Consider the following 14,801-nt stretch of genomic DNA (forward strand, 5'->3'; position numbering starts at 1 on the left):
TTAAGCGTTCTCCTTTATGGCCGGATCACATCAAATTTATGTGATCCGGCTTTTTTATATACGGTAGTCAATATTTTCAACAACTACTTCAAAAATTTCAACCTTTCTCTCTTATGACTGTCAGGTAAAATTAAAACCAAGAAAGCACTTTCAACTACTTTTGTAAGGGATTGCAATCGGAGGAGGGAATATACGAAAAGATACAATATCCCATAATTTTTAACCCCTCCACTAGATCGTTAGCTGGTAACAGGGAGAAAAGTCGTTAAATTTTATTAGGAGAGAGAAGGGGATTATATGACAAATATAAAGAAAAAGATTACCATACCTAGAGCCGTTGGTTATGGATTAACGGACATAATGGGTGGCGGTGCTTTCACCGTTATTGCCGCTTGGTTAATGTATTACTATACAACTTTTGTGGGTTTAACTCCTGTTGAAGGTGCCTCCATTATTGCTATTGCTCGAATCGTGGATGCTGTAGTGAGCTTATCTATCGGCAGTATCACAGATAACTTCTATAAGTTTAAATTGGGAAGAAAGTTTGGCAGACGCCGTTTCTTTCTATTAATTGGTTCGCCGCTAATGGCCACCTATGTGTTGCTATGGTTTACAGGAATGAATTATTGGTACTATCTCATTAGCTATTTGCTATTTGAAATTGTTATGGCTTTAGTATTAATTCCATGGGAAACGCTTCCTTCCGAAATGACAAAAGATTTTAATGAAAGAACCAAATTATCCACAGCAAGAATGTTTATGTCTGGTACAGGTGTATTTTTAGCCACGTTTGTTCCTGGACGTTTAATCGCTTACTTTGGTGAAGATAATGCGTATGCTTATTTTATCAATGGTGTATTTTTTGCCATACTTTTTGCGGTCTGTATCTTTATCTCTTATAAAGTAACATGGGAAAAGAAGCCTACACTTGAAGAAGAAAGAGAATTAATCGCACAATCCAGCAAATCTAAAAGTTTTGGTGAAACACTTAGTGCGATTGGATCTGTTTTAAAGGAATATGGAACTACCTTGAAAATAAAAAGCTTTCGTAAACATTTAGCGATCTATTTATTATCCTTTACTGCTAAAGACGTATTTAATGCTGTTTTTGTTTATTTCTGTGTGTTTGCTCTAAGTATTTCAACATCACTTGCTGCAGACTTGCTATCACTCAGTATAATTGGGGTGCCTTTTATGCTGGTAGCTGGATTCTTAATGATAAAAGTAGGCCCTGGTAATCTGTACAAAATCTCCTATTCCGTAATGCTTATCTGTTTGGGAGCTTTTTATGCAGTCTATGTAACTAAGCCTGATTCAATGGTCGTCATGCTGTTTGTGATCGCTGCCTTTTATCAAGTTGGCAGAGCAATTTTGGACTTTACACCGTGGAATGTATTCCCGTTCATTCCGGATATTGATGAGATTGTAACGAGACAAAGACGAGAAGGATTATTTGCAGCAGTTATGACATTCGCCAGAAAAACGTCTGTTGCATTGGCAACTTTCTGTGTGGGACTTGTACTACAATGGGGCGGTTTTGTTGCTGGAGAAAAAACACAGACAGCAGAGGCAGTTCATACCATCGTCTATACTATGGTCATTGGTGCTTCAGTACTTCTTGTTGCAGCATTACTAGTTGTATTCACTTTTAAATTAAATAAACAAACTCATAAAATATTAGTCGATGAAATTGACAGATTAAAAAATAATGGTTCAAAGCTTAAAGTGGATCCAAAAACAAAAGAAGTTGTTGAAAATCTTACTGGATTTAAGTATGAGGATGTCTGGAAAGATAATAATGAAAATAAAATAAAATCAGCTAAAGTTAAGTCAGCTCTTTAGAAAGCGTAAGGTGAAAAAATTATGTCAATCCGTGAAAAATACGTGTTCAAGTTTATCAATGAAGACAATAATTGTTTATCATTTAAATTAGATCAAAGTGATTTAATTGCGAGAGTATTTGTTTTAGAAAATGATATTGTTCGTGTTTTGATGACAGAGGGTGAAAAGCTGTCGCTGCCACGAACATGGTTAGTAGCACCAGGGATGGATGATGTCTCTATAGAAGGAAGACACCGTTTGGATGTTAGTCCATTTAGTCTGCCATCCTATGATTCCTATGAAAAAGAAGAAGTATTTTATATTGAAACATCAACATTAAAAGTTGAAATCAATCTAAATGGATTCCATTTACATTGGTATTATAAGGATTCTGAAACATCCGAATTTATTCATTTTATGAATGACCGAAAAACACAAGCCTATAATTTTGATGGTTCGTTAGGTGAAGGGATATTCCATTATATTGAGAGATCGAGAGAAGAGAGCTATTACGGTTTAGGGGAAAAGGCGGGCGAAACAGATCGCTATGGTAAGCGCTATCGTATGATGAATCTCGATCCAATGGGGTATGATGCCCAATATACTGATCCTTTATATAAACATATCCCGTTCTATATTACACGGAATGATAAGACAAACATTTCATTTGGCCTCTTTTACGATAACATGTCTAAGTCAGTATTTGATATGGGAAATGAAATGGATAATTATCATGGCTGGTATCGTTACTTCCAATCAGTAGCTGGGGATTTAGATTACTATATCATCGCTGGCCCAAAAGTGAAGGATATTACAAAGAAATTTACGTGGTTGACAGGGAAACCCATTTTTCAGCCGAAATGGAGTCTAGGCTATTCTGGTTCAACCATGACGTATACAGATGAGCCAAAATCACAAGAAAGACTAAATGAATTCTTACAGTTATGTGAAGAACATGATATTATCTGTGATTCGTTTCAATTATCATCCGGATATACTTCTATTGGAGATAAACGTTATGTATTTAATTGGAACACAGATAAGTTCCCAGACCCAAAGGGGTTTACAGAAGGGTATCATGAGAAGAATGTGAATCTATGTGCGAACATCAAGCCTTGCTTGTTAAAAGACCACCCGTTATTCGAAGAATTAGAACAAAAAGGAATGTTCATAAACGCGGGAGATGGAAAAGAGCCAGAAATGGCACAGTTTTGGGATGAAGTTGGAGCCTACTTGGACTTTACAAATAAAGAAACGATTATGTGGTGGAAAAAGAAGGTAACGGAAACGTTGCTAGAATATGGTATTGATTCTACTTGGAATGATAATAATGAATTCGAAATTTGGTCCAAGGATGCACGATGCAATGGATTTGGCCATGATGTAAATTTTGAACTTGTACGTGCGTTACAACCATTATTAATGATGAAAGCTTCCTATGAGGCTCAAAAGGAATTTTCACCAGGATTAAGACCCTATTTGATTTCGCGTTCTGGTTGTCCAGGAATGCAGCGTTATGTTCAAACATGGACAGGTGATAATTATACAAGCTGGAAAACCTTAAAATACAATATTAAAATGGCGATTGGTTTAAGTTTATCAGGCGTGTCTAATATCGGTCATGATATTGGAGGATTTTCCGGTCCTGCTCCATCACCAGAATTATTTGTTCGCTGGGTACAAAATGGAATTTTCTATCCTAGATTTACGATTCATTCATGGAATGAAGACAAAACGGTCAATGTTCCTTGGATGTATGAAGAGGTAACGGATCAAATTGGAAAGCTTATTAAGTTTAGACAAAGACTTACTCCATATTTGTATACTTTATTGTACAATTCTCACAATACGTATGATCCTATTATTAGACCAACTTTTTACGAGTTTGATTATGATAAAAAGACATTTGAAGAATGTGATGATTTTATGTTAGGTGATTCTATTTTAGTGACATCTGTTGTGGAAGAAGGAGCAATTGAACGAACAGTGTATTTACCAGAATGTGATGGCGGCTGGTACGATTTTCATACATCATTTTGGTATGAAGGCGGACAAAGAGTAACCATTCCAGCACCGCTAACATATGCACCGTTTCTAGTAAAATCTGGCAGTATCATTCCTGTGAATGATGCGGACTGTTCATTTATAACAAAAACAAATGATTCACGAGGTTTTGAGTTGTTCCCTCACCAACAAACAGGTACATCAGCTTATGTATTGTACGAGGATGATGGGATCTCTTCAAATTATCAAGAGAATTATTCTAAACTTCATGTTCACATGAATACAACAAGTGATCGATTGGAATTGTCTTTAGAAAAAGAAGGAGTCTTCGAGTTGCCATATAAGCAAATTACATTCTATTTGCCAAAAGGTGAAACGCGAGAGATACTGGTTAACGGACAGCCTATGCAACGAGTAGAGGATGGAAGTTTTGTTTACCAGCTATAAATATAAGAAATTTTAGTCCTCATCATTTTAATAGACCCTATAGTATAGATATACATAAAAAGTCTAACTATAGGGTATTTTTTTTGTATAATGAAGAGTGGAATTTTAAGCAATCACCCCCGAATGAAGTATCATCATAGAAAGGGCAGTATCATTTAATGAAAAAAGTATTGAAAACGATTTCGATTTTTTTTATTGCATCCATTTTATTATTTTCAGTATCAGCCTGTTCTGCCAAACAGAGTCCAAAAGAAATAATTGGTTCAGACGGTGAAAAGAAAGTTACCTTAGATTTCCTTTGGTTTAGTGACGGTGTAGAGGGAAAGGTAATGAAAGAGATTATCAAGGATTATCAAGCAAAGAATAAAAATGTTGAAATTAATTTAATAGAAGTGCCTTATCAAGATATAGATACAAAATTAAAAAGAATGATTGCTGGAGGGGAACCTCCAGCATTAGCGCGTATAACAGATACTGGGAATTTTGCGGATTATGCCTTAGATCTTACACCATATGTTGGCGGAGAGGAGGAATTTACTTCTCAATTCCTGCCAGCAATTAAGCCGTACTTTGTAAAAGATAATAAAATTATTGCCACACCTATGGATGTTACTGCAAATTGCATCATTTATAACAAAACATTGTTTGTTAAAGCAGGAGTGCAAGTTCCACAAACTCCTGACGAAGTATGGACCTGGGATGAATTTGTCGAAGCTCTTAAAACGGTAAAAGAAAAAGGCGGCGCAAAATATGGGCTGTTGGTTGATTTTACACCTCGAAGATATTCCACTTTAGTCTATCAATTTGGCGGAAGCCTCATGACAGAAGATGGTTCTGCACCAGCAATCAATAATGAAAAAGGTGTAGCAGCATTAGATTATTTTATTAAACTTCATAAAGACGGGATTATTCCTGAATCTGTTTGGTTAGGCGTGGAAGATCCAATAAAACTTTTCCGCTCAGGACAGGCTGCTGCTCACCTAGCCGGAAACTGGATGTTAAGCAACTATAAGGATCTTGAGAACTTTGAGTGGGGGGTAACATATCTTCCTAAAAAAGAGATTCGTTCTACAGTACCAGGCGGAAAATATATCATGGGCTTCAAAAATACAGGGGTAGAAGACGAAACAGCCGATTTTATTAAATATTTGGCATCAAAGGAAGTTAATGCTAAATTCAATAAAGAGTCTCTATTGTTAAGTTCAAGATTAGATAACAATGAATTAAACTACGAGTTTGGTAAAGATATGTTTAAAATATTTTCAAATGAATTAGAAAATACTCCACTTATTGCAGCGGAAGATTGGAGAAATCAAGAGGTCATCTCCCAGGTTTCCTCTGATATAAGAGACTCCATCGTAAAAGCGCTAAACGGGGAATTAACCTCAAAAAAAGCAATGGATGAAGTAGCTGAAAAAATTAAAGAAGCGATTGAGGGAAGTCATTCTATCCAGAGTGAATGAGAATTATGAAATGAGGTGCCATGACCTATAAAGAATGAGTACAGCGATGAAAGGATTAATGTTATGAACCAGAAAATCGTCCCTGCATCTTCAAATATGAAGGAATTCGAATCCTTTTTGAGAAGTCCTTACGAAATTGGTGTATTTTTAGATATGCATATTGCTCAGTTAAAACATATTAATAAGATGGCTAAGGAAAAAGGAAAGAAAATGATTTACCATGTGGACTTAATCCACGGCATAAAAAATGATGAATATGCCACCGAGTATATTTGTCAAGAATTCAAGCCGTACGGCTTAATCTCAACTAAATCTAGTGTGATTCAAAAGGCAAAGCAAAAAGGTGTAATTGCTGTACAGAGAATTTTCCTAATTGATAGTCATGCTCTTGAAAAAAGCTATAAACTAATTGCAAAAACCAAACCCGATTACATTGAAGTCCTGCCTGGTGCCATGCCGAAGATTATTGCGGAAGTTAAGGAGAAAGTAGGAACACCCATCTTGGCGGGCGGATTAATTCGAACTTCTGAAGATGTAAATGCGGCACTAGTGGCAGGAGCTACAGCCATCACCACTTCAAAACGAGAGTTATGGGAGGTTTTCTTAAAAAATAATTAAAACAACATACTAATGTTAAAAAAGTTGTTGACATCGTTTTCATAGAATTGTATAATTTTCTCAACAAGTTAAAATTTTGTGACGGAGATTAGGAGATTCACGCAGAAACCCATTTTGTGGTTATTTCTGATGAGTGAGTCTCTTTTTTTGTATCCATATAAGATGATATTTTTGGAGGAAATTACTAGTGGAAAAATACATATTATCTCTAGACCAGGGAACAACTAGTTCCCGTGCAATTATTTTTAATAAAAATGGGGAAGTTGTTCATACAGCACAAAAGGAATTCACGCAATACTTTCCAAAGCCAGGCTGGGTCGAACACAATGCGAATGAAATTTGGGGTTCTATTCTTTCGGTTGTTGCCGAAGTTTTATCAGAATCCGAAATTAAACCTGAACAAATTGCAGGTATAGGGATTACAAACCAGCGCGAAACAACTGTAGTCTGGGACAAAGAAACAGGCCATCCAGTTTATAATGCCATTGTTTGGCAATCAAGACAAACAAGTGAGATTTGTGAAGAGTTGAAAGAAAAAGGTTATAATGACCTATTTCGTAACAAATCTGGATTGTTAATTGATCCTTACTTTTCAGGCTCAAAGGTAAAATGGATCCTCGATCATGTGGAAGGGGCACGTGAAAAAGCGGATCAAGGAAAATTATTATTTGGTACGATTGATACTTGGTTGGTTTGGAAACTATCCGGAGGCCGAGCACATGTAACCGATTATTCTAATGCTTCACGAACCTTAATGTTCAACATCTATGAATTAAAGTGGGATGATGAATTATTGGATATTTTAGGTGTGCCTAAATCCATGCTGCCCCAGGTTAGACCATCATCTGAAATTTATGGAAAAACGGTTGATTATCACTTTTTTGGGAACGAGATTCCAATATCAGGGGTTGCCGGTGACCAGCAGGCTGCATTGTTCGGACAAGCGTGCTTTGACGAAGGAATGGCCAAAAACACTTATGGTACCGGCTGCTTTATGTTAAAGAATACAGGTGAGAAAGCTGTGCGCTCTGAGCATGGATTATTAACCACTATAGCATGGGGGCTGAATGGAAAAGTAGAATACGCACTTGAGGGAAGTATCTTTGTGGCGGGTTCTGCCATTCAGTGGCTTCGTGATGGATTAAGAATGTTTAAGGATGCAAAGGATAGTGAAGCATATGCAGCAAAAGTCGATTCCAACGATGGAGTCTATGTGGTTCCAGCTTTTGTAGGCTTAGGAACTCCTTATTGGGATAGTGATGTACGAGGTGCCGTTTTTGGTTTAACCCGGGGTACAACAAAGGAACATTTCATTCGCGCTACGTTAGAATCTCTTGCATACCAAACAAAAGATGTATTATCTGCCATGGAAGCAGATTCTGGAATTGAACTAAAAACGCTCCGTGTTGACGGCGGTGCGGTGAAAAATAATTTCCTAATGGAGTTCCAAAGTGGTATTTTGGATGTTCCAGTAGAAAGACCAGTTGTAAATGAAACTACCGCATTAGGAGCAGCATATCTAGCAGGACTTGCTGTTGGCTTCTGGGAAAGCCAAGAGGAAATTTCCAGGCAATGGGCGGTTGACCAAACGTTTTCACCAAAGATGTCTGCTGAAAATCGGAATAAATTATATGACGGTTGGAAAAAAGCAGTGAATGCCACAATGGCTTTTAAATAATAATTTTCAATTTTCATAGTTTTTATGTTATACTAAAAACAAGTTAATACTTGGTAGGAGAAGTCGGAGAGACCACAAAAACATTATCATTTTCGATAATGTAATTTGTGGTCTCTTTTTATTTTTTCTAAAAAAACCAATCATATTATTCATTCAGGAGGACTAAATAATGCAATTTTCAAATCTTAACCGTCAGGAGTTTATTAACAAATTTAAAACGGAAGTTTTTGATGTTTTAGTAATAGGCGGAGGAATTACAGGAGCAGGGATTGCCCTTGATGCCCAAACGAGAGGAATGACTACAGCCCTTGTTGAAATGCAGGACTTTGCAGCTGGAACTTCTAGCAGGTCAACGAAATTAGTTCATGGAGGACTCAGATATCTTAAACAATTTGAAGTCAAAATGGTTGCAGAGGTTGGAAAGGAGAGGGCTATTGTTTACGAAAATGGACCACATGTAACAACGCCTGAATGGATGTTATTACCTATTCATAAAGGTGGAACGTTTGGAAAGTTTAGCACTTCAATTGGTCTTCGTGTTTATGATTTTTTAGCAGGTGTTAAAAAATCAGAATGGCGAAAGATGCTATCATCTCAATCAACTTTAGCAAAGGAGCCGCTTATTAAAAAAGCGGGTTTAAAGGGTGGCGGTTATTATGTTGAATACCGGACAGATGATGCAAGGCTGACCATTGAGGTTATGAAGGCTGCGGTGGAAAAAGGGGCAATTGCTTGTAATTATACAAAAGTATCGAAGCTTCTTTATGAAAATGGCAAGGTTATTGGTGCCTTGGTCCAAGATCAATTTTCAGGAGAGATGTATGAAATACATGCCAAAAATATTGTCAATGCTGCCGGCCCATGGGTTGACCAAATTCGTGAAATGGATCAATCAAAAAAAGGTAAGTTCTTACAGCTTTCAAAAGGGGTCCACTTAGTGATTGACCAATCCCGTTTTCCTTTGAAACAAGCAATCTATTTTGATACACCTGACGGCAGGATGGTGTTTGCTATCCCTCGTGAAGGAAAGGCATATGTTGGAACAACTGATACCTTCTATAACAAAGATGCCGTAAACCCTTCTATGACTGAAAGTGATCGTAATTATATCTTAAATGCTATTAATTATATGTTCCCTGAAGTGAATATAAGTGAAAAAGATGTTGAATCGAGCTGGGCAGGTGTTCGACCGCTTATATACGAGGAAGGAAAGAACGCATCAGAAATTTCTAGAAAAGATGAGATTTGGGAGTCAAATTCAGGGTTAATCACCATTGCTGGTGGTAAATTAACTGGCTATAGAAAAATGGCTGAAATGGTGGCTAATTTATTGGCTACGAAATTAAAATCAGAAGAGGGGAGAAGTTTTAAATCGTGTCAAACGAAGTATCTCCCAATATCAGGTGGAGATGTTGGAGGTTCAAAACAATTTCCTTCTTTCATTACTGCAACAGTTAATAGAGGTATGGAAGTTGGTCTTACCAAAGATGAGGCTGAAACATTAGTGAAAATATATGGATCCAATAGTAACACAGTGTTTGAATTGTTGAAAAATAATATGTCAGATGTAAATAAATATCAATTACCTACAGTGTTATTTGCAAAATTACTTTATGGCATTGAACATGAAATGATTGCTACACCTATAGATTTCTTAAACCGCCGTACGGGTGCCATTCTATTTGATATACAAACCGTAAGAGATTGGAAGAAGCAAGTAATTACTTATTTAGCATATCGGTTAAATTGGTCTAATCAAGAGAAAAACAAATATTCATCTTCTGTAGATGAGGCATTAAAAGATGCTGTCATTCCTGTGGATCAACCAAAATCATACCCAAAAGCTGCAAATGATAATTAACTTTTAACGAGCAGCGGCTTAAAGTAATTTTTGCAGCGACAGGAGTGACAGATGGGAACTTTTAACCGGTGTACAATATAAAGGCAATGTAGGAACAACACACACTCCTGTTATGCGTGCAAGATCAGGAACTGTTCGTTTTATCGGGGGGAAGCATAGTTTAGCAAAAAAGCTTAACCTAGTAATAAAGTAATGAAGTTTTAGATAATTTATTTGAATAGTAGGGTGAACCTTATGGAACTTGGAGTTGCTGCTTATCTTAAGAAGATAAATAAAAGTTTGATTTTAAGTAAGATTATTAAACATGGGATGATCTCGAGGTCAGATTTAGCCAATATTACAAAATTAACAAAGGCAACAATTTCTGCACAAGTGGCGGATCTATTAGAGGAAGAGTTAATCATGGAATCTCATCAAGAGTATGCCAATGTTGGAAGAAAGCCAATTATGCTTTCACTAAGGCAAAATGCGGGTTATGCTTTAGGAATTGATTTGGATTATCGGAATATTACATTTACTATATGTGATTTAAAGGGGAACCCAGTTCATTCAGATAATGTAGAATTGGAGAATTCAAACTATGATGAGATTCTTCATTTTTTAATCACCCAAATTAGAGGATACCAAGAAAAATTTTCTCATAGTTGTTTTGGAATTGTTGGTGTGTCCATTGGAGTTCATGGAACTGTGAAGAATGACGAAACCATCTCTTTTGTGCCACAACATAAGTGGTATAATAAGGACTTAAAGAGAGCCCTTGAGAAAAATTTAAATACTGTAGTTTATGTTGAAAATAATGCGAATTTATGTTCATTTGCAGAAAAAGTATTTAAATTCCATCAAAGTAACAACTTAATAAGTATTAGTATGTATTCTGGAATAGGTATAGGGTTTTTAATCAACGGAGAACTGGTAAAAGGGTATCATGGTTATGCAGGGGAAATGGGTCACATGATTATTAATCCTAATGGAAAACCTTGTAATTGTGGCAATTTCGGTTGTTGGGAGTTATATGCTTCAGAAGTAAGCTTTTTTAATGAATTATCTGAAAAATTAAATAAACCAAAACTGACCCACGAGGATATCGAAAATCTTGTTATTGCAAGAAACCCAGCAGTTATGAATCAAATCGATGAATTTATAAAGTACGTATCTATGGGACTTAATAATATTATTAATATTCTGAATCCTGAAACACTAGTTTTAAATAGTGAGTTATTAAATTTGTTTCCTGAAGCATTGAATCTAATCAAATCAAACTTAAAATCTTCGATAAGTAATTATAAAGAAATATTCATTTCAGATTTCGGTACAAATGCATGTGTAATGGGTGCTTGTGCCCTAGCTATAAAGAACTTTTTAGATATACCAGAATTAAGTTTATCTATTAAGCAGGATAAATGCATTTAGGTGACCATAAAATACATATTATTCTAGTTCTGTATTACCCGTGGAGTGACGTTAAAGAAAGACCCATTTACAAATGCTTCAACCCTGTAACCGTAGTTAATTATTGAAAAGAAATAATCGTGATTTAGTAAATAATGATCATTCGCATCATAAATTCTTCTATTTATGATCTCGAAATATCTAAATGTCTGTGCCAAATCCTTTTCCTAATTGGTAGTAAATTATATAAATAGAGTCCCCTGTATTTCATATCCACATTTATGATTTACAGGGGACTTTCTATTAATTAGAAATGGAGATTCCTATTTTAGTATTTTTATGAATATCTTCCGTTCTGGCATCTAATGCAGTCTTGTAATATAAGCATTTATGCTCGATGACTTCCATTGTTTTTTTTAGTTCTTCCATCTGTGCTTCAACATGAGCTTTTCGGTCTAAAAACATGTCATATCTTTGTTGCAACGTGGAATCCCCATCAGAACACCAATCAATGAAAGTTTTTATTTCCTTAATAGGCATCCCGGTTGCTTTCAGACATTCTATTACTTTTAAAGCGTCGATATCGGATTCTTTAAACACTCGTGTTCCGCTTGGTGTCCGTTCTACAAAAGGAATTAGACCCTCCTTGTCGTAGTAACGCAAGGTATAAACTGTTAGATTTAATTCTTTTGCAACTTCGCTTATTGAATATGTCTTCATCATTTTTCTCCTATTCTTAATAATATAGACTTCGAGTTAACTCTATGAATGAGGAGATATTATCATGGTATTTTCATAATGTCAAAGTCACCTTACAGGAAATTATAGATGGTTTGAAACCATTGTGGTCAGGCGATCTTCAAAAAGAATCTAAACTAATCTCTTGACCTAGAGTTAACTATAAGGATTAATATTGTTTTGCAGGAGAGAAAAGTAGGGATAGAAGGGAATGAAGGGGAATTTTCACCTGAGTTCTTCATTTATATCCGGTACAAGCCATTCTCTTGAAAAATATATATTATTGGAGGTTTTTTTATGATAACTGCTAAAGCGCGAGCTGTAGACGGTCCAGACAAACCGTTTCGAGCTGCTGAAATTAAAAGACGAGACCTTGATTTGCATGATGTTCTGATTGAAATTAAATATGCAGGCATATGCCATTCTGACATCCATACTGCTCATGGCGAATGGGGTCCCGTGAACTATCCACTCGTACCTGGACACGAGATTGCGGGTATTGTCACAGCTGTAGGAGCAGAGGTCTCAAAGTACAAGCTCGGTGACCGGGTAGGGGTCGGATGTATGGTTGACTCCTGTGGCGAATGTGAAAATTGCCGTAAAGGAGAAGAACAATACTGTCTCAATGGAAATGTACCCACCTACGCTGGTGTTGACAAATACGGCGAGCCAACTCAAGGTGGTTATTCTACCCACATTGTCGTAACTGAGGATTTCGTAGTCAGAATACCTGATAGCATTGAGCTTGACGCGGCAGCACCATTACTTTGCGCAGGTATTACAACATATTCTCCACTAAATCATTGGGGAGCTGGTCCAGGTAAGAAAGTAGCGGTTGTTGGTATGGGCGGTCTTGGTCATATGGCTGTCCAAATTGCACATGCCATGGGTGCCGATGTCACCGTTCTGTCACAAACATTGAAAAAGAAGGACGATGGCTTGCAATTAGGAGCAGACAACTACTATGCCACAAGCGATCCAGAAACATTCGAGAAACTTTCCGGATCGTTTGACTTAATTATTAACACTGTAAGTGCAAAAATTGACATTAATGCTTATTTCTCACTGCTAACGCTGGATGGTACACTGGTCAATGTCGGTGCACCGGCAGAGCCGTTGTCAGTTAACGTATTTTCGCTTATCGGTCATCGCCGATCATTTGCAGGTTCAATGATTGGAGGCATCCGTGAAACTCAGGAGATGTTAGATTTCTGCGCAGAATATAACATTGTTCCTAAGATTGAAGTAATTTCAGCCGACCAAATTGACGAAGCCTACGAACGTGTATTAGCTTCGGATGTGAAGTATCGATTCGTGATTGACATCAGCACTATGTGAGTTGTGTAAATGATAAATTCTAATGTTAATTTCGAGGGATGTCCAAAAAGCCTAGCTTTTTGGACATCCTTTTATATATTGGCTTCAAAGTGGGATGTTCCAGGTGATATCAGCACAAAAGCTATTCAGCCAATTCCACAGTAATTATGCTTATCTATTATTTTTGAAAATCGATATTACTAACCCAACAGAAGCTGAGGCTTTCGTCAATTTAAAGAATTTGAAAAATTCGTCTGAATTTCTTTTAAAAACATCTCTGCAGCAGCGGAAAAAACCTGATGCTTTTTCCAAACAATATTTAAGCCAGATTCAAGTCTTGGCTCTAGCGGTCTAAAACAAAGGTTACTATCACTAGACGTATTCACTATTTTATCAAGAGTTATTGCATAACCAATGCCCTCATCAACCATAATGGCAGCATTATAGGCAAGATTGTAGGTAGTAACCACGTTTAATTTATCAAAATCTTCACCAAACCAATCCGCAAATTCATTTTTGGAAAATGTCTGTTTCATAGCCTGTCGTGAACAGATCAGCGGAACATTTAATAAATCCACTGCTTGAATGGAATCTTTGTAGGCAAGAGGACTGTCTTTCCTCATAACAACGCCCCAAACATCTTTACCAGGGATATTGAAATAATTGTATTTTGATAAATCAGCTGGTTGAATTAAAATACCAAAGTCAAGCAATCCCTTATCAAGCCTCTCGGTCACATCGTCTTCGTTTCCGCTGTAGAGGTGATACCGGATATTGGGGTAACTTAACTGTAAATCTTTTACTACCCGTGCAATCTGTCGCATAGCATCTGTTTCTCCACCACCTATGAAGACATCCCCACTAATTGTTTCTTCCATGGAACTAAACTCTGTCTCTAATTTATCGACCATATCTATGATTTCTTCCGCTCTTTTTCGCAGAAGCATTCCTTCATCTGTAAGAATCATACTGTGACTACTGCGAATAAATAATTTTTTCCCTAACTCTTGTTCAAGGTCTTTTAATTGTCTTGACAAGGTTGGCTGTGTAACATGCAAAAATTCAGCAGCAGCCGTCATGCTTCCTTCTCTTGCAACAGTAAGAAAATAGCGCAAAACTCTTAGTTCCAAAAAAACACCCTCCTTTATGATGTTTTAGTATATACGTTTTTGAAATACCCATCAAGCATATCATGATATAAGATATAGGCATTGGCTATATCAAAGGGCCATAGCTAGAATAAATAACATAGGATGTTGAATAAGGAATCAATGAATAGGTCTTCTAAAAAATAAAATCAAAAGCAATCTGGGAGGAAATAAATATGACTAACAATATGAAAGTTTGGTTTATCACAGGTGCTGGACGTGGAATGGGTGTTAGTTTGTAAAAGCAGCTTTTTCAGAGTGCAGATGCCCTTGCTGGTGCAGAACAAAAGGTCGCAGAACTTCAACAACAGATCAAC

Annotated in this window: 10 protein-coding genes and 1 pseudogene; 9 read left to right on the top strand and 2 right to left on the bottom strand. The window is 36.6% G+C overall.

Annotated features, from left to right (window positions below):
* The first annotated feature begins 297 nt into the window (after window positions 1-297).
* From AB7942_RS23305 to AB7942_RS23340, 8 genes and pseudogenes are all read left to right on the top strand, one after another.
* A complete protein-coding gene (locus AB7942_RS23305; RefSeq protein ID WP_369448717.1) occupies window positions 298-1,842 on the top strand; it encodes an MFS transporter in 1,545 nt (514 codons plus the stop codon).
* 21 nt (window positions 1,843-1,863) lie between these two features.
* Window positions 1,864-4,272, top strand: a complete 2,409-nt coding sequence (locus tag AB7942_RS23310) for a glycoside hydrolase family 31 protein (protein ID WP_369448718.1) — start codon at window positions 1,864-1,866, stop codon at window positions 4,270-4,272.
* A 158-nt stretch (window positions 4,273-4,430) separates the two neighbouring features.
* Window positions 4,431-5,735, top strand: coding sequence for an ABC transporter substrate-binding protein (locus AB7942_RS23315; protein ID WP_369448719.1), 1,305 nt, complete (start codon window positions 4,431-4,433; stop codon window positions 5,733-5,735).
* A gap of 63 nt (window positions 5,736-5,798) precedes the next feature.
* Window positions 5,799-6,353, top strand: a complete 555-nt coding sequence (locus AB7942_RS23320; protein WP_369448720.1) for a glycerol-3-phosphate responsive antiterminator — start codon at window positions 5,799-5,801, stop codon at window positions 6,351-6,353.
* 187 nt (window positions 6,354-6,540) lie between these two features.
* The gene (glpK, locus tag AB7942_RS23325; protein WP_369448721.1) at window positions 6,541-8,031 is read left to right on the top strand and encodes a glycerol kinase GlpK; all 1,491 of its coding nucleotides are present in this window, start codon (window positions 6,541-6,543) and stop codon (window positions 8,029-8,031) included.
* A gap of 169 nt (window positions 8,032-8,200) precedes the next feature.
* Window positions 8,201-9,892, top strand: a complete 1,692-nt coding sequence (locus AB7942_RS23330; RefSeq protein WP_369448722.1) for a glycerol-3-phosphate dehydrogenase/oxidase — start codon at window positions 8,201-8,203, stop codon at window positions 9,890-9,892.
* A gap of 26 nt (window positions 9,893-9,918) precedes the next feature.
* Window positions 9,919-10,085: pseudogene (locus AB7942_RS23335) on the top strand (fructose-bisphosphatase class II); the annotation flags it as partial.
* 41 nt (window positions 10,086-10,126) lie between these two features.
* Complete coding sequence (locus AB7942_RS23340) at window positions 10,127-11,302, top strand: ROK family transcriptional regulator (RefSeq protein WP_369448723.1); 1,176 nt, start codon at window positions 10,127-10,129, stop codon at window positions 11,300-11,302.
* Between the two features lie 282 nt (window positions 11,303-11,584).
* Here AB7942_RS23340 and AB7942_RS23345 read toward each other — a convergent pair whose 3' ends face one another.
* A complete protein-coding gene (locus AB7942_RS23345; protein ID WP_369448772.1) occupies window positions 11,585-12,001 on the bottom strand; it encodes a MerR family transcriptional regulator in 417 nt (138 codons plus the stop codon).
* A 315-nt stretch (window positions 12,002-12,316) separates the two neighbouring features.
* Between AB7942_RS23345 and AB7942_RS23350 the strand changes: the two genes are divergently transcribed.
* Complete coding sequence (locus tag AB7942_RS23350) at window positions 12,317-13,357, top strand: NAD(P)-dependent alcohol dehydrogenase (RefSeq protein ID WP_369448724.1); 1,041 nt, start codon at window positions 12,317-12,319, stop codon at window positions 13,355-13,357.
* A 206-nt stretch (window positions 13,358-13,563) separates the two neighbouring features.
* Here the strand turns inward: AB7942_RS23350 and AB7942_RS23355 are convergent, their stop codons facing one another.
* Window positions 13,564-14,466 (bottom strand): LysR family transcriptional regulator, encoded by a 903-nt coding sequence (locus AB7942_RS23355; protein WP_369448725.1) that lies wholly within the window; start codon window positions 14,464-14,466, stop codon window positions 13,564-13,566.
* Window positions 14,467-14,801: the final 335 nt, after the last annotated feature.

This window comes from Neobacillus sp. BF23-41 (assembly GCF_041106275.1).